At 37.4% G+C, this 16906-nt stretch carries 15 protein-coding genes; 10 read left to right on the top strand and 5 right to left on the bottom strand.

All coding sequences use genetic code 11. The features are described 5' to 3' along the window. Positions 1-227 precede the first annotated feature (227 nt). The 3 genes from rplI to gloB form a co-directional block, all read right to left on the bottom strand. Complete coding sequence (gene rplI, locus H6G08_RS00465; RefSeq protein WP_190538339.1) at positions 228-686, bottom strand: 50S ribosomal protein L9; 459 nt, start codon at positions 684-686, stop codon at positions 228-230. A gap of 167 nt (positions 687-853) precedes the next feature. Then, positions 854-1933, bottom strand: coding sequence for a DUF2817 domain-containing protein (locus H6G08_RS00460; RefSeq protein ID WP_190538444.1), 1080 nt, complete (start codon positions 1931-1933; stop codon positions 854-856). 78 nt (positions 1934-2011) lie between these two features. Further along, entirely contained in the window at positions 2012-2785 is a 774-nt protein-coding gene (gloB, locus tag H6G08_RS00455; protein WP_190538338.1) for a hydroxyacylglutathione hydrolase, read from the bottom strand. A 573-nt stretch (positions 2786-3358) separates the two neighbouring features. Between gloB and H6G08_RS00450 the strand changes: the two genes are divergently transcribed. The 10 genes from H6G08_RS00450 to H6G08_RS00405 all read left to right on the top strand — a co-directional run bounded on the left by H6G08_RS00450 (position 3359) and on the right by H6G08_RS00405 (position 14328). After that, on the top strand, positions 3359-3586 hold the full coding sequence (locus tag H6G08_RS00450; protein ID WP_190538337.1) for a hypothetical protein: 228 nt from the start codon (positions 3359-3361) through the stop codon (positions 3584-3586). A 209-nt stretch (positions 3587-3795) separates the two neighbouring features. Next, positions 3796-4638: a hypothetical protein gene (locus tag H6G08_RS00445; RefSeq protein WP_190538336.1), complete on the top strand. Its 843-nt coding sequence runs from the start codon at positions 3796-3798 to the stop codon at positions 4636-4638. Between the two features lie 7 nt (positions 4639-4645). Continuing rightward, on the top strand, positions 4646-5809 hold the full coding sequence (locus tag H6G08_RS00440) for a glycosyltransferase family 4 protein (protein WP_190538335.1): 1164 nt from the start codon (positions 4646-4648) through the stop codon (positions 5807-5809). Positions 5810-5981: 172 nt separating this feature from the next. Continuing rightward, positions 5982-8303, top strand: coding sequence for an ATP-binding cassette domain-containing protein (locus H6G08_RS00435; protein ID WP_190538334.1), 2322 nt, complete (start codon positions 5982-5984; stop codon positions 8301-8303). Between the two features lie 4 nt (positions 8304-8307). Next, positions 8308-9516 carry a glycosyltransferase family 4 protein gene (locus tag H6G08_RS00430; protein WP_190538333.1) on the top strand — a complete coding sequence of 403 codons (1209 nt, stop codon included), beginning with the start codon at positions 8308-8310 and terminating at the stop codon, positions 9514-9516. A gap of 23 nt (positions 9517-9539) precedes the next feature. After that, entirely contained in the window at positions 9540-10493 is a 954-nt protein-coding gene (locus H6G08_RS00425; RefSeq protein WP_190538443.1) for a glycosyltransferase family 10 domain-containing protein, read from the top strand. 3 nt (positions 10494-10496) lie between these two features. Beyond that, a complete protein-coding gene (locus H6G08_RS00420; protein ID WP_190538332.1) occupies positions 10497-11471 on the top strand; it encodes an Npun_R2821/Npun_R2822 family protein in 975 nt (324 codons plus the stop codon). A 3-nt stretch (positions 11472-11474) separates the two neighbouring features. Further along, entirely contained in the window at positions 11475-12365 is an 891-nt protein-coding gene (locus H6G08_RS00415) for an Npun_R2821/Npun_R2822 family protein (RefSeq protein WP_190538331.1), read from the top strand. Positions 12366-12381: 16 nt separating this feature from the next. After that, the gene (locus H6G08_RS00410) at positions 12382-13416 is read left to right on the top strand and encodes an Npun_R2821/Npun_R2822 family protein (protein ID WP_190538330.1); all 1035 of its coding nucleotides are present in this window, start codon (positions 12382-12384) and stop codon (positions 13414-13416) included. A 54-nt stretch (positions 13417-13470) separates the two neighbouring features. Further along, positions 13471-14328 carry a hypothetical protein gene (locus H6G08_RS00405; protein WP_190538329.1) on the top strand — a complete coding sequence of 286 codons (858 nt, stop codon included), beginning with the start codon at positions 13471-13473 and terminating at the stop codon, positions 14326-14328. Positions 14329-14460: 132 nt separating this feature from the next. Here H6G08_RS00405 and H6G08_RS00400 read toward each other — a convergent pair whose 3' ends face one another. Together H6G08_RS00400 and H6G08_RS00395 are read right to left on the bottom strand one after the other, a co-directional pair. Beyond that, on the bottom strand, positions 14461-14835 hold the full coding sequence (locus H6G08_RS00400) for a hypothetical protein (RefSeq protein ID WP_190538328.1): 375 nt from the start codon (positions 14833-14835) through the stop codon (positions 14461-14463). Positions 14836-14900: 65 nt separating this feature from the next. Further along, on the bottom strand, positions 14901-16625 hold the full coding sequence (locus H6G08_RS00395) for an ABC1 kinase family protein (protein WP_190538327.1): 1725 nt from the start codon (positions 16623-16625) through the stop codon (positions 14901-14903). Between the last annotated feature and the right edge of the window lie 281 nt (positions 16626-16906).

Below are 16906 nucleotides of genomic sequence, written 5' to 3'. Positions count from 1 at the left end.
TTGTGACTCTTTGAGGATTGCTATAGTCTAAAATTTGCGGTCTCACAGCAAATATATAATTCGTAATTATTAATTCGTAATTCGTAATAATTTTTAGCAGATGAATGTGGTAAATGGAACCAAGGAAAACGATTTATTTATCTTGAATCCATGCATCAATTAAATTACCCACATCCTCAATTAATTAGCAATTACGAACTACGAATTACGAATTACAAATTATTGCCTTAGCTAGCCACAACTTGAATATCGAGTTGCGCGGTTACGTCGGAATGCAGCTTAATTTCAGCTTTGTAAGTACCAAGGTGGTTAATATCGGGTAGTGTAATACCGCGACGATCCACTTCTTGATTTGTCGCTGCTTTAATTGCATCTGCAACATCTTGAGCGGTAACAGTACCGAAGATAGCTTCGTTTTCACCAACTTGCTTGGCAATTTGCAAGCTGGTAACTTTTTCGAGAGCTGCTTTTTGTTCTAAAGCTTGTTGTCTCAATTCTAATTGCCGTTGAAGTTCTTGTTCGCGACGGCGTTCTACTTGCTTGAGAATCCCAGGAGTAGCATGAGTTGCTAACTTTTGAGGAATCAAATAATTACGAGCATAGCCTGGTGCTACATCCACTAAATCGCCTAATTTACCCAGTTTATAAACATCCTGAGTTAAAACTAACTGTACGCGCTTCGCCATTGTTTTTTCGTTTTCCTGTAGAATCTCATTAACTTGGGTTGCAGCCGGATAGCTAACAGATGTGTAGCTGTATCCCAAGTGGCTTGGCTAATATCCCAAAGCTTAAAGATCCTAGCGAATGGTAGGGTGCGATCGCAACTCCTATGCGCCAAAAAATTTGTCTTGGTTTATAATGACGCGATCGCGCGTTCTACCAAATCCAGTCCTTGAGCGACTACTGTATCGCGCCAAACCTTGTCTGCAGGGACAAAAACTTCTTTTAATTGCTGGCTTGTCCATTCTCTACATGGGTGATTAGCTGGCGCAAAAAAATGTGCGCGATTTTCTGCGCGTAATGCTGCAACTACCTGAATAACTGAATAAGTACCAAATTCTGCTGTTAGATATTTATAGTTAGATTGGGGTAATTTTGCTTGACACCAATTCCCCAAACCGCCGCGAAATTTATAAGCTACCATTCTAGTTTGATAAGGTTCCACATAATTTGCGCCAAATTTCTCTGTTAACCACCGGGTAGACTCGGATTCTGGAGCATCTTCAATAAACAGTTTATAGGTTGCTTTCTTTCCCAATCCTGTGTGTAAGTCAACGTGAACTACATCCTTTGCTTCTCCCATCCAGCGAGACAGATTTGCATCGAGAATGCGGTAAGTTTTTGCGGGAGCATGTCCGCCGAAAAATAAACCTTGGGGAAAGTCGTATTGTCCCACTGGTAAAGTCTTTGTTAGAGAAGTAATACCATAACGGAGAATAAGAGCGATCGCTTTCAGCAAAAAAGGCTCAAACCGTGAAGGCGGTGAAGTGGGGTTAAAAAAAGCATTTAAATCGCCATACATTTGCGGACTACCCCGATATTCTTCACCCGGTAGCAGAAAATTACGATTCAAATCGACATTATCTTCATTCCAACGTCTCAACCAAGCAAAGCCGTAGGGATTCAAAGCATGTAATAGCAATAACGCCAAATCAGCAGGTGGTTTCCAGTTTTTCAGGCGTTCCTCCAACAAAGCACATTGCACCGCCGAACCAAAAAACCCCTCTACCCCATGTAACCCACTCGATACCACCACAACCTTTTGCGCCTTAGGGTTTCCTAGCATCGCCACATCAATAGTCAACTCTTCCCCATCCGTCCCAATTTCCTCAATAGAGTAGGCTTCTAAACCACACCCCAAAGCCAACCCCGCAGCGCGGAAGCGATTCCTTGCTGTTTTATAGTCAGGAGAAAAGGCGCTGGAATAGGACATATCAGTAACTGTTGACGGTTGACGGTTGACGGTTGACAAATGACCAATGACAAATGACAAATGACAAATGACAAATGACTAAAACCTATCCTTCATTCCCCTAATTCTGGCAAAAGTTTGCACCGGCTCATGACTTTTCGTCGCTAATTGTAGTGCAGGCTCCTCCCAGCGTAAAAAAGGATTGGTGCGTTTCTCCACTCCCAACAGGGAAGGAACTGTCGCTTCCCCTCGACTACGGTAAGCTGTCACTTCTGCAAACCTCTGCTGTAAATCGCTGTTTTCCCCATCTACAGTCAAGGCAAATTTTAAATTATTCAATGTATATTCATGGGCACACCATACACGAGTATTATCAGGTAGAGAGCGTAGCTTACTTAAAGAGTTGACCATTTGTGCAGGTGTCCCTTCAAATAAACGACCGCAACCCCCAGCAAATAAGGTATCGCCGCAGAATAATTCCCCTGTTTCTCCAGCTATTTCTGGCGGAAAATAATAAGCGATGTGAGCGCGGGTATGTCCGGGAACAAAGATGACTTCAGCAATGCGATCGCCAAATTGAACGCGAGAGCCATCTTCTAAAAATACCTGCTGTCCGGGAATTCTCCCCCGATCCTCAACTCCGCCATATACCGTCACCCCTGGGAATTTTTGCATTAGCTGCTGATTACCACCCACATGATCGTGATGGTGGTGGGTGTTAAAAATTGCTACCAAATCGGCTTTTAGTTCAGCCAGCTTCTTGAATACAGGTTCAGCTTCTGCTGGATCGACAACTGCGGCGATATTTTCGGTGCGATCGTACAACAAGAATATGTAGTTATCGGAAAGTGCTTCCAGACGAAATACCTGCATAACTTCAAATTCCTTAGATTAATGGCTCATAACTAATAATTGCTGTCACAAATTAAATGGCACCTTCATTGGGGAGCATCCCAAATGTGCAAAAACGCCCTCACCCTACAAGGGTGGGGCTAGAAATACGAAGCCTGCCTTCGCAGGCTAAAAGTTTGATAGCCTGCGAAGGCAGGCTTTGTTGGTATAGCAATACCCTTCTAGGGTATTGCGTCAAAATTGGGATGCTCCCCCTTAATTGAGCCATATAAAGTGTTTACATTTTGTACATTCTACCTGTAAAACCTCTTAACTATCTCCACACACAACCGTATTTACCCTGACTCGATAATCAACAGTCATAATAAATGTTGTTATTAATCAGTACAATTTCTCTGGAAGTAGCTAAAATGCGAAGTTAGAGTGAACTTATTCTCTTTGTGATTAATACAAAAAGAATGTCGATCATCAGGAATCTGCAATATTTGCTTTTTTAGTAAAAATTTAATATTTATTAAATTTTTAGCTATCTCCTTTTTAGATATTTAAAGGCGAGCAAGTATTGTCATGTTTTATTGCATCTGTAGGAGATTTATGACTTATCAGACTTTGATGTACAAAACTGTCACTAGTCAACCAGAAAAAGGAGTGCAGCAAATCGTAGATCGCATTATTTCGTCGGGAAGAATGAGTCGTCAAGATCATAATTTGCTTACTTCTACTGTTTTGGCTAATGGCAATATAAACGATGGAGATCGCCGCCTAATTAATCGCGTATTTGACCATGTACAAACCGGACAATTGAAATTAATGGATTGGTAGTATATGGTGTAGGCGATATCTTTTTTCTAAATATTCAACCAATAACATCTACCCTTGGATTATGCTTGTTGTCTTGGGCAACAAGCATTTATTGCTTAATTCATATAAATTAACAATTTGTTATTAATCAATCATCTGTGCGCTAAAAAATCCAAAAGTTAAATTAATTTATTGTATCAAAAATTAAGTCTTAAAAATTCCTATAATATATGAAAAACGCAACTAGAGGATTTATTACTATTCTCACAGGAATTTATTCATTTCAAGATTGTATTCATTTTTTAGCATCTGTCAGAAAGTTTCACCAAGAACCGATAATTATTTTAATCGATCGCGTTCCTTGGATTCTTTATCCTCTGCTCCAAAGATTCAACAATGTTATTTTAAAACCAGCGCCTACAAATCAAAATACTGTTTTAGCTTCACGAGAAGCAAAGCTATCTCTATATGCAAATTCTGAATTCGAGCGCACAATTTACTTAGATTCAGATATTTGTTTATTATCAGATATTAATGATGTATTTGAATTTTTAGAAAAACAGGATTTATTATTAACCGAAGACGTACAACCAAGTATTGCTAAAGCTACAAATTTATTACGGGGAAATCAAAAAGAAAACTTAGCACAAGTTTTACCAACTTTACAAGCTGTAGGTCTACCGCTTGATGAAGATAGTATACAGTACAATGGTGGTTTCATCGCTTTTCGTAAAAGTGAAACAACTGAAACCTTATTTGCAAAATTTAAACATTATTTTGAAATCGTTAAAAATAATCAAGAGAAATTATTACTCAAAGATCAAGGTGCTTTTGCAGCTGCGATCGCATCTGTCAAACCAAATCTAAAAATACTCCCACCAAACTACAATTATCTTAGTAAATGGCAAGATGCCTACACAATTACTGGAGAAATTAAAGTACTTCACTGTACCTATCCTTATCGACCCCAGTATGCTAAAAATATCACTCGCTCTTTATTTACCAGAATCTTCGATAAATTAGCGAAAATCTTTTTACCCAATCAACTGACTAATCCTTGGCGTACCAAGTAATCAACTTGTGAAAAAAATCACCAAAATATCACTGTTAGTAGCTGACTTATCTAGTGCAGCTATTATGCGTGCTTACCTATTAAGTAAAGCTATTAAAACTTTAGATATAGATGTAGAAATTTTAGGTTTTATCTTTGGTGATAAATTATATAGTAATTTACCACCTGAATTTAAAATATATCATTTACCCGGAATGAATTTTCCCGGCTTTGCCCAGAATATTCTCCAAATCTTACCAAAAATTCAAGGCGATATTATCTATGCAATTAAACCACAATTAGCTAGCTTTGGTGTGGCTCTACTGAAAAAATTATCTAGCAGAAAACCTATAATTTTAGATATAGATGATTGGGAACTTAGCTGGCATGGTGGGGATGAGTGGCATTACCATCCTACATTAAAACAGGTAGCCAGGGATATATTAAGACCAAATGGTGCTTTGAGAAATCCCTATCATCCTTTATATATTAAATGGCTGGAGAATTGCTGTATTTATGCTGATGCAATCACAGTACATACAAGTTTTTTGCAACAGCGTTTTGGCGGTCAAATAATTCCTAATGGCAAAGATACAGCATTATTTAACCCAGATAAATATCATCCTGAAGCTAGCAGAATCCGCTATGGTTTATCAGGATATAAAATATTAATGTTTCCTGGCGCACCTAGACCCTATAAAGGTGTAGAAGATGTTTTATTAGCACTAGATAAAATTAATCGGCAAGATTTAAAACTAGTCATCGTCGGTGGTAGTCCTTACGATAATTACGATGAAGAATTGCAACAAAAATGGGGACGTTGGATTGTTAAATTACCCAATTATCCAGCCGAAATCATGCCAGATGTAGTAGCGGCTGCTCACATTGTTGTTGTTCCTCAAAGAGATACACCAGAAACTCGCGCGCAATTTCCTTTAAAACTAACAGATGGGATGTCAATGGCAAAGCCTGTATTATCAACCATAGTTGGAGATATTCCCGCAATTTTAGGTGAAACTGGTTATTTAGTTGCACCAGCTAACCCAGAACAACTGGCTACACAAATTCAATTAATATTTCATAATTTAGAACTAGCAAATCAACGCGGTAAAAAAGCGCGAGAAAGATGTGTAGAAAAATATAGTATAGAAGCTATGGCTGCTAGTTTAGAATCAGTAATTTTTCGGTTGTAACTATCTAGACAAATAGGTATGTTACTATTCAATAAATATTAGTTTTAATTGACTTATATTGAAGAATAACTGTATTTTTACTGAAATAATTAACCAAAAAGATTGCTTTAGTTAATTTGGCAATAATTTGAAGATTGTGTTAATAATGAATAAATTATTATACACATAACTGATGTCTACTAGAAACCTCCTACTAAGATTTGCCAAGCCTTATCCAGGCTTGTGCATTCTAACAATAATTTTAGGTTTTTCAGGAGCATTATTTAATGGTGTCAGCACAACTTTAATTGTCCCAGTGATTTTAAAAATTGTCGGTCACGAAGTAGATTTAAGCAACGGCCCGCCAATTTTAAAAACTATTATGTCTCCGTTTGATCAAATCACTGAACCTTATGGTATCGGAGTTATGGCTGGGGTGATTATATTAACAATTGCCCTCAAAAATTTAGCTAATTATAGTAGCAGTTTGGCATCGAGTTCTTTAACTCGGAAGCTAACAGCAGATATGCGAGAAGCCGGATTAAACCTATTATTAGAAGTTGATATAGATTATTTTGCTAAAACAAAAGTTGGCGATTTAATCCATAAACTAGGGGGAGAAATCGGCCGGGCATCAACTTGTATAGGTAATACAATTAAATTAATTATTCTTATAATTACTATTATTGTCTTCGTCGGCTTATTATTGTCAATTTCTTGGCATATGACAATTGCCGCCACATTTTTATTATCTATAGTGACCTTTATTAATCAATTTGCGATCGCGCGTTCTAAAAAGTTTGGTACTCAACTTAGCGAAATGTCAAAAGCATATTCTATTAATATTTTAGAAATGCTCAATGGCATTCGCTTAGTTAAGTCTACAGGCAATGAAAATCGAGAATTTAACAAAATTAAAAAATTAATTAGGAATCGCGAAAAAGCTGATTTTCAATCTCAGGTAAATTCAGAAGCGATCGCACCTATGAGTGAGGTCATGGGAGTCACAGCTTTAATGCTGATTGTCTTATTAAGTAAGACTTTTTTAGCCGATCAAATTCTCTCCCTTTCCACCGTACTTTTAACATATTTATTAGTCTTATTGCGGGTACTACCATTAATTTCTCAATTAAACGCTTTACGCAGTGCATTTGCTAGCACTGCTGCTAGTGTCAATATTGTCAGTGAATTTTTAAGCCTAGAGAATAAGCCATTAATGGGCAATGGTAAGCTGATTTACACCCAATTAGAAGAGGGAGTGAGTTTTGAAGGACTATCTTTTAGCTATCCCGGTCAGGAAAAGTTAGTCCTTGAAGATATCAGTTTATATTTACCTCGCGGTCAAACCCTGGCGTTGGTGGGTGGTTCTGGTGCGGGAAAATCGACTTTAGCAGATTTGTTACCCAGATTTTATGACCCGATCGCCGGACGTATTACCATTGATGGCACAGACTTGCGAGAATTCGATATTTTCTCCTTCAGAAAACGGATGGGTATTGTTAGCCAAGATACCTTTCTGTTTAACGAATCAGTGCGGTATAACATCGCCTATGGTAGACCAGAAGCGACTGAAGAAGAGATTATTACAGCAGCCAAGCAAGCCAACGCCTATGAATTTATTAGTAAATTACCTGAAGGATTTGATACCTTAATTGGCGATCGCGGTGTTATGTTATCTGGGGGACAAAGACAAAGATTAGCGATCGCGCGCGCGTTAGTCCAAAACCCGGAGATTTTAATTCTTGACGAAGCTACCAGCGCCTTAGATACGGTTTCCGAACGCTTAGTACAAACTGCGCTGGACGAGTTAAGCCGCGATCGCACCACATTGATAATTGCACATCGTCTTTCCACAGTTCAAAAAGCTCATCAAATAGCAGTCTTAGATCGTGGAAGCGTGGTAGAAGTCGGAACCCATGAGGAACTTTTACAAAAAGCCGGCTATTACTCCAACCTCTACTCTATGCAATTTACCGAAAATCCTGAAAAGAACTCAGCACGGATAAAAATTCTCGGTGCAATGCGTAAATTTTCAACACAAATCGCCTATCCTCGTGAAGTTAGCGTTTATCAAAATAAAAGCTTGAGCCGTATTTCTCACGAAATTCGCACGCAACTTAACTCGATAATTGGTTTTCTTCAGTTATTAGTTGATGATTTGGTAGATGATATTCAAGAACGGCAAGAGATAATAGAAACAATTTACAAATTAGCTTGGCGAATTCTAAATATTATTGATATTTTTGACGACATTATCAACATGCAAATCAATAAAAATTTAACTGCATTGCTCGAATCAAATCACAAAGGCTTTATTCTCCAAATGCCAACTTTGATGCAAATGTCTAATGATTTCCGCCATTATATTAATCTCATACTTGTATCTCTCCGCTCCCTATCAGAAAACAATTTATATGGTCAGAAAGAAGAGCGTAAAATAATAGAAGAGTCCTATAAATCTGCTATGTACTTACTTGAAAAACTCCAAAAAATTGAAGATATTATCAGCAGTTAAAATTATGATAAATCTTGATAATAAAAAGCATTATATATTCTTTATTGGCGAGACTTTACCTAAGCCAGCAGCCCATTTAGTCCAGTCTACCAATGCTGCCAATGGTGCGGCTAATCTGGGTTATTCAACTGTTTTGGTATATCCAGAAAAAAAAATAAAACTGCACAATTTAATTAACCTTATTCATCCTTTTCAACCGCGAACAACACCAGAAGAACTGATTAAATATTACAACTTGCAGGATAAGTTAAAAGTTTCTCCTGTACCCATGCCTTGGCCGATTGACAAAATTAGGCATAAATTAGCTGATTCCAACACTATTACTTGTAAATATTATTTACCCTTACATATACTTCCTACTACAAAACTTGTTCATAGTCGCAACTGGAATTTTATCAAAGCAGCAATTAAAAATGGTGTGCCAGCAATTTACGAACACCATCATCATGAAGATAAGCAATTTGAGTCAGAAATTGTCAATAATCCACTATTACAAATTACCGTTACAGTAGCCGATACCATTCGCGAATCAATAATTAAAAATGGTATGCCAGCAGAAAAAGCGATTAAGTTACATAACGGTTTTAATCGCTTATTTATGCAGAGACAACCAGAAAAAGCCGCAGAATGGCGCAAGAAATTACTCCAAAAATATGCATATTTAGTAGTATATGCCGGAGCGCTACAGCAATTTAAAGGTATTGATATGCTAGTTGAAGTTGCCAAGCAAATGCCAGATGTACATTTTGTTTGTGCAGGTGGTAATAGTAATGAAGTTGCATATTATCAGGAATTATCTACAGAAAAGCAAGTTTTTAATATTAGCTTTTTAGGCTATATTTTACATCATGAATTAGCCTCTTTGCTTCAAGCTGCCGATGTTTTAGTTCACCCTCACTGTGCTGGTAAAGCTGCAACTTTTACATCACCATTAAAGTTATTTGATTACTTCGCTTCCGGAACCCCAATTGTCGCCACAGAAATTCCGTCATTAATTGAATTTAAGCATAGTAAAGCTATAGCTGCTTGGTGCGAACCAGATAACCCCGTAAAGTTTGCTGAATCTTTACAGCGCGTTTTAGAAACTCATCCCCACAAAGTAGAAGGTTATGCAGATAGCGTGGAGTTTGTGCAGCAGTTTTCTTGGGAAAATCGCGCTGCCAAAATCTTAAGTTATGTCGATCAATCTCTACTTCCAGGATTTGTTACTTAAGTTAATTTTCAATAATTAAAATGATGAAAACTATTGGCATGATTAGCAGCTATCGGGGATTAGAAACTAGAGCCGATTGGCTATGGCAACAAACACCAAATCCCTTTGGCAGATGGGGTAATATCCAAATGCAAGCACTAGCAGCAAAACCAGATTTTCTGCTCATGTATCAGTTCGATTTTGTCCAACCATCTGCAAAAAAATCTTGGTTAGATAAATTTCGTAAACCAGCCAAACAGTCAGTAATTGATGAGAATTATCTGCTGCGTGGCGTTGACAAAAAGCGCATAATATATTTATTAAGAGAGCCACCTTTAGACGAAATTCTAGAAATTAATAAATCTAATTATCAACAAGCACAAAATTATTGTGGCTACGTTTCCGGCCCCGATGATTTTGCACCGACTCCCGATTATATGCCGGCGATTTGGTATCATTCTAATTCTTTCCAAGATTTAAATGAAATGCCATGTCCAGAAAAAATTTCTTCCTGTAGTTGGATTACTTCAGGAATTAATCGCACAGCCAATCATCGCCAGCGTTTAGAGTTTTTGCGTTCTCTACAAAATAGCCAAATTCAGTTTGATTTGTACGGGCGTAATTTACCTAAATGGGCAAAGATATCGGGAGAATTAGGTAATAAATGGTATGGCATGGCACCATATTATTACAACTTAGCAATTGAAAATTATGCTGATAATAATTGGTATGTTAGCGAGAAACTTTGGGATAGTTTACTTGCTTGGTGTTTACCAATTTATTATGGCGGCTCTGCCGCAGATAAATTATTACCACCAGGTAGTTTTTTAAGATTACCTAGTTTAGATGAGAAAGGTATTGCTTACATTAAAGAAGTGACTGCTACACCAGATGCTTGGTATGCAGCGAAAGATGCGATCGCGCAAGCAAGGCAAATTATTTTACACAAATTAAATTTATTAAATTGGCTGTCAAATTTTGTTATTCAACAATCATAAATTATGAATGGGATTTGTACTCTTGGTAATGATTATGTTTACGATCAGTTGATTGCGCTCCTAAATAGTATTGATGCAATATTAGGTAAAGATATTCCTGTTTGTATCTATCCTTTTGATGAGCAAACTCAACGGATTGCAGATGCGATCGCGCAACGTCCTAATGTCTTTCTTTACGATAATCAAGAATCAATTAAACGCTGGGATAAATTTATGCTAGAGGCTAGCCCAGCAAGCATGAATAGAAATAAATATAGAATATATGGGGGACATCGCAGATTTTGTGCTTTTGACGGGCCTTTTGATAAATTTATTTATTTAGACGCTGATACTTTAGTGATGAATTCACTAGATATAGTATGGCAGAAATTAGAGGAATATGATTGTGTAGTTTATGACTTTCAATTTAAATTTCCAGATAAAGTTTACAACATAAAATCAGATAAATTTTTGAATGTATTTACAAAAGAACGGGTAGATAAAGAAATATTTTGCTCTGGCTTTTATGGCTCAAAAAAAGGATTATTTAGCCCAGAAAAAATAGTTGAATTATCAGCGCATTTACAATCAGGTGAAAGAGAAATTCTTTATCCCACAGGCGATCAGCCAGTCCTAAATTATATGTTTATGCGCTCTGGTATTCCCATTTATAACTTTGCCCATTACTTACCCGCAAGCCAAGTTACAGGCTGTACAGTTACTTCTCAGCATTTTATAGAACAGGATAAAATTTTATATGACAAAGGTAAGCGATTAACTTACTTACACTATATCGGCATTCCTCCTAACATTCACCAAGCAGTATGTGCAGGAGAAAATATCGAGTTTCCCTATAGAGAATTATTTCTATATTATCGCTACTTACACGAACCCGAAAAGCGTCCAGTATTTGCTCATTCTCCTAAACCATATAATGCTCCACCACCTAATTTATTAACCAGAGCATTAAGAAAATTCAAGCTAATTCCCCAAGGATAATTTATGAATCGAGGTATTTATATCGTCGCTAACGACAAGGTAATAGATAATGCGATCGCGTTACTTAATAGTATTCGCCTATTTGACCCAGAAGTTCTCGTTTATCTCATACCTTTTAATGAAAATTATCACAATATTTTCGCTAAACTCAGTACATTACATAATGTCAAACTTTTCCCCAACCTAGAATTAATTGAGCAGTTTACCAAGCGCATCAGCGAAATTTTCAATAGAGATTTTCTCGCCTTACCTAACAAAATGCGCAAGCTAGTCACTTGGTTTGGCCCTTTAGATGAGTTTATTTATATTGACACTGATATTGTTGTTTTTGAAAAAATTGCTGACAATTTAGGTAAACTATCTGAAGTTGATTTCTTCTGCTGCGATTATCATCACGCAAATGATAAATTACGCAATATCTTTTCTCCTCTAGTCCAAGAAGAACAAATTTTTTCCGATACCCAACTAGAAGACGTTTTTAATAGTGGTTTTTGGGCTTCTAAAAAAGGTGCGATTACCGAAGAAAAGATGGATGCAACTTTGCGGGAATGTGCAGCCCATCGCGAATATTTTGATTTTTCTGAAGGCGTTACCGATCAACCAATTTTAAATTATCTAGTTCTCAAACTAATTCCTAAACGCGGTAATCTTGTGAAAATTCCTAGTGGTGGCGCTGGGAGTTGGGCTGGTTCGCGAAATTTTCAACAGCAAGGATATGCACTTTATGACAGAGGACAACCACTGAAATATCTTCATTGGGCGGGAATCAAAATAAAAGCCAATAGCCCTTATTGGGAATTATGGGAATACTATCGTTATCTGCATGAAGGGAAATTTGCATTTATTCCTAAACTAACTCGGCGTTTATTTCCCTTTGTCACTGCCCATACTTAATAACTGGATTATTGCCATGATTGATGGTATTTATACTTTAGCCAATGATGTAGTTTATGACCAATTAGTAGCTTTACTCAACAGTATAGAAGCTAATGCTGGTAAAAATATTCCTATTTGTGTTATTCCTTATAATGAACAATTAGATAAGGTAAAAGCAGAAATTGCCACTAGAGAAAATGTGACTTTATTTGCCGATTATGCTTCTATCAATTACTGGGATAATTTTGCCACTCAGGTATGGAAAAACTATCCAAGAGCGCAAAAAACTTGGCGAGAATGGGGATTAGCAGAGTTATATAGGCTGCCAATGCATCGAAAATTATGTGCTTTAGACGGAAATTTCGATAAGTTTATTTATTTTGATGCAGATACACTGTTAATGAGTCCGATTGATTATATATATGTCAAGTTAAATCAATATGATTGGGTGACAAATGACTTTCAGTATAAGTCAGAATTAAAATATATTTTTGATGGCGCTCCAGATTTAATCAAGCAGGTTTTACCAGCAGAAAAGTTACCTTCTCATATATTCTGTGCTGGTTGGTTTGCGGCTAAAAAACAAATTTTTTCCGCAGATTTATTAACTACTCTCCTGGATAAATTACAGTCTGGTGAAGCTGATGTTATGGCTTTAGGAGGGCCAGATCAATCTTTATTTAACTACATGGTATTAAAAAGTGATATTGCCTATTATAATTTCGCCTATGATGATTATGAAAATACCACAGGTAATCACTGGATTTCTCAATTTGATGTGCAAGATTATGTTCTCTACGACAAAGGAAGACGTTTAACATATCTGCACTATATGAGCATAGGTGCATCAGCATTTACTAAACTTTGTGCTGGTGAAGATGTGGATATTCCTTACCGAGATGTATTTTTGCATTATCGTTATTTAAAATCTCCTGAGCAGCGTCCGCAAAAATTCATTCGTCCAAATATGCTAATCCAGATGCAAAATCTGACTAGCAGTTTTATCCAACAAAAAATTAACAATATTAAGCTTAACTATCGCAATTTTAAGAATAAAGTTATTCAATAAATTTGCCATGACTCAGCAATTAAAAATACTTATATCAACATTGGAGAGATAATTATGGAGATGTCTCAAGAATTCTGCTTTTGTACATTGGCTGTGGGTAAAAGGTATCGTCATCATGCAAGGATGCTAGCCCAAGATATTCAGCAATACATACCAGCTACAGCTTTATGCATCCTCACCGATGAGCCAGAAGATTTTCGAGAATTTACTCACGTTCTCGCCTTCAAGCACAGGCTTCAAAGCGTGAAAGGATATCATGATAAACGCTTTGTCTTGGAAAAGTCTCTCTCACTATTTAACAGTTGTATGTTTTTAGATTCTGATGTGCGAGTTATTGGTGCTGTCGAAAAACCAATGAATCCGCTTCCAGGAATCACAGCGAGAACTGGTTGTGATTTGCTCCACCACATAGCAAATATTAATAGTTGCAAAGAAATTCAAGTTATAGAAGAAGTGGCTCAAAAGCTAGATATCGATATTCAAAAAGTGCAATGGTTTCATGAATTTATGTTTTTTATGAGGAAGCAGGATGAATTAGAAAAAAAATTCTTTCAATTCTGGGAAACTATTTCTTATTTTTTTGAAACCCAAGGCATTTATCATGGAGAAGGTTATGCTATGGGTTTAGCAGCAGAAAAAGTGGGATTAATGATTAGATTTGATCGGGAAGATAAATTTCCTTTTTTTAAGGACAATATAGAATTAATAAGAATTAAAAATGGCCAATCAGATCTCCAAGAAAAAGCTATTTACTTCCAGATGCATCAGGAAATTGAATATCCAAAACTGTCAATTTTGAGAAGAATAATTAATAAGCTGATAAAACACAGCATATTTTTATATCGTATATTGAGGCTCAAAATATTGGTTCAAAAAGATGAAAAATTCCACAAACTTTTTGGCGTTAGTTAACAAGCTTAAACGCAGACTAAAAAACCACTACACCGGATTGGATTAAGTAAATCACTTAATTCCAAAGTTTGTCAGTTTCCGGTGAGTGGCAAAGTTTGCGTAGTTATATTTTGGCAGCTATTGCTATCAGTCTTAAGATAAAGAATCTAAATCTAGAGATTGCATTCCTCGACTTTCGACAAACTCCAACATACTACCCAATTGCAACCACACTAGTAAACAAGTTAGTAAACTAATTGGTAAGCCAATTCCTAAAGCCAAAAAGACAGGAAAACCAAATATCTGTAACCCGGAAGTGAGAAATAAAGAAATACCGCCGGTGATACCAAGAAAGGGTACGAAGAGTTCTTTTAATTGAGATTTTGGTTTCACACTTTTTGCTCGCTTGCTTGCCCATTTCTGCGCAATTACTTTTAATGTACCAGACAGAGCAATGCCAGAAGTTACGGCGATCAATAAACCAACAAGTAGTAAGAAATAAGGCGGATGCAGAGGGTAATAGTACATGAAAACTCCTAATTGCAGAGAATTGTCAAACTAATTGGGCGTTTTTACTTGTTAGTTTCGATGTGTTAGTTTTGGCTTGGCGCAGAATTGCTACCAAAAGTCATAAAGGATGTGGCTGTTGGGAGAATCGCGGCTGCGCCTTCTCTTGATAACTCTGTTAAAAAACCGATCGCCACATTGAATAGACGATTTGGCTGTAAGTCATCTTTAACTAGGTTCCACAGGCGTTGAACTTCTTCTGTATGCAGACGATCGTCTTCTGTGAGGGCTAGCACTAGTTGCTGACGCAGGAACTTACCTTCTTCAGACAGCAGAAATTGTAACCCCATCTGAGCTGTAGGTAAGACATCAAAGCTGTCATCGGTACGGGCGATCGCAATTAAGTTTTCTAACCGTTGCCACTGAAATCTACCATCTTTAAACAGCACGTTTAGTAGCCGTCGCCGTAATTGGGGAGATTCACCAGTCAGCAAGCGTCTGGCTATATAGGGATAACCCACCTCAACAATTTTAAAATTGGGGTTGAGGCTTAAAGCAATCCCTTCTTGGGTAACCAGGGAACGAATAATTAAAGCAAACTTCGCCGGCACTCGGAAAGGATATTCATACATCAATTCCGAGAATTCATCGGTAATGGTTTTGAAGTTAAAATCGCTAACATTTTTACCGATCGCATTCCCTAACACTGATTCTAATGCTGGTACAATCGGGCAAATATTTGTCTCTGGCGTGAGAAAACCCAACTTGACAAAGTCTGCGGCTAAGTCGGTGTAGTCTTTATTTACCAGATGCACTAAAGCATCTACCAGCGTTTCTTTGGTAGTTTCCTCTAGCTGATCCATCATCCCAAAGTCAATGTAAGCCATCCTACCATCGGGCGTGGCAAACAGGTTACCTGGGTGAGGATCTGCATGGAAGAAACCATATTCTAATAGCTGTTGTAAACCGGAGGTAACCCCAATTTTGATGATCTCCTCTGGATCTAAACCGACAGCACGGATACTTTTGGTATCTGTCAATTTAAAGCCGTTAATCCATTCCAGAGTTAACACGCGGCTATTAGTATACCGCCAATAAATACTAGGAACTTTGACGCTAGGATCGTCACGGAAGTTATGAGCGAATTTTTCCGCGTTGCGCCCTTCATTAATGTAATCGATTTCCTCAAATAACTTGGTACCAAACTCATCCACAATTAAGGAGAGATCGTGACCGAGATTTAATGGTAACCAAGGTGCTAGCCAAGTTGCACCCCAACGCATGAGGTATAAGTCTTTGGTCAAAGTTGGTCGTAAATTAGGGCGCTGGACTTTGACGGCGACTTCTTCACCACTCATTAAGCGAGCGCGATAAACTTGACCTAAGCTAGCTGCGGCTACGGGTTTAGGTGATAGTTCGCTAAAGACTTCGCTAATTGAGCGATCGAGTTCAGTTTCGATAATTTGATAAGCCAATCCATTATCGAAAGCTGGTAATTGGTCTTGTAACTTGATCAGTTCTTCTAAGAAGTCTTTACGTATCAAGTCAGGTCTAGTAGATAGGGCTTGACCTACTTTAATGAAGGTGGGGCCTAGACGAGTAAGCAGTTCACGTAATTGAGTGGCGCGTTTCCTCTTGTTCTGCTCTACTTGATTTTGCCATTCATCCCACTTCAAACTAATAATAAATCCAGAGAAAGACCAGATAATTCTCAGTAAACGCCCCCAAACAAGCCAGGGACGGTAACGATAATAACGGGCGATCGCTTCTGGATCGTAGCGCCTTAGTTGAGCAGATTGATACTCACCCACGCTGTTATTTGCCTCTTCAACTGGGAAATTTACACTTTTTTCTGGTTTCTAAAAATACTTGCTCATTGCAAGTCAAAGATACCGATTAGTTGTTATAAAACACAATAAAGCTTTACCCATTTCTGGGAAGTATTTATGGCAATATTTAGCCTACTTTACTGCTGATTTTTTGTTATCTTTTTCTTAATTATACTTTATAAAAGTACAAATATTCCTGCTCTGTAAGGATTTTGGGTACTTGTGTGATGTAGGATACATTTGGGTATGGGGCATGGGGCATT

The sequence above is a fragment of the Calothrix anomala FACHB-343 genome (genome assembly GCF_014696435.1).
GTDB classification, from domain to species: Bacteria; Cyanobacteriota; Cyanobacteriia; order Cyanobacteriales; family Nostocaceae; genus Aulosira; species Aulosira anomala_A.
The sequence above is the reverse complement of the archived record's forward strand: the minus strand, read 5'-3'. Positions and strand labels throughout refer to the sequence as shown.

Coding starts and splice junctions, on each gene's coding strand:
- H6G08_RS00420 (WP_190538332.1), top strand. CDS start 10,497: ATGAATGGGATTTGTACTCTTGGTAATGATTATGTTTACGATCAGTTG.
- H6G08_RS00445 (WP_190538336.1), top strand. CDS start 3,796: ATGAAAAACGCAACTAGAGGATTTATTACTATTCTCACAGGAATTTAT.
- H6G08_RS00460 (WP_190538444.1), bottom strand. CDS start 1,933: ATGTCCTATTCCAGCGCCTTTTCTCCTGACTATAAAACAGCAAGGAAT.
- H6G08_RS00425 (WP_190538443.1), top strand. CDS start 9,540: ATGAAAACTATTGGCATGATTAGCAGCTATCGGGGATTAGAAACTAGA.
- H6G08_RS00405 (WP_190538329.1), top strand. CDS start 13,471: ATGGAGATGTCTCAAGAATTCTGCTTTTGTACATTGGCTGTGGGTAAA.
- H6G08_RS00450 (WP_190538337.1), top strand. CDS start 3,359: ATGACTTATCAGACTTTGATGTACAAAACTGTCACTAGTCAACCAGAA.
- H6G08_RS00430 (WP_190538333.1), top strand. CDS start 8,308: ATGATAAATCTTGATAATAAAAAGCATTATATATTCTTTATTGGCGAG.
- H6G08_RS00410 (WP_190538330.1), top strand. CDS start 12,382: ATGATTGATGGTATTTATACTTTAGCCAATGATGTAGTTTATGACCAA.
- H6G08_RS00400 (WP_190538328.1), bottom strand. CDS start 14,835: ATGTACTATTACCCTCTGCATCCGCCTTATTTCTTACTACTTGTTGGT.
- H6G08_RS00435 (WP_190538334.1), top strand. CDS start 5,982: ATGTCTACTAGAAACCTCCTACTAAGATTTGCCAAGCCTTATCCAGGC.
- rplI (WP_190538339.1), bottom strand. CDS start 686: ATGGCGAAGCGCGTACAGTTAGTTTTAACTCAGGATGTTTATAAACTG.
- gloB (WP_190538338.1), bottom strand. CDS start 2,785: ATGCAGGTATTTCGTCTGGAAGCACTTTCCGATAACTACATATTCTTG.
- H6G08_RS00415 (WP_190538331.1), top strand. CDS start 11,475: ATGAATCGAGGTATTTATATCGTCGCTAACGACAAGGTAATAGATAAT.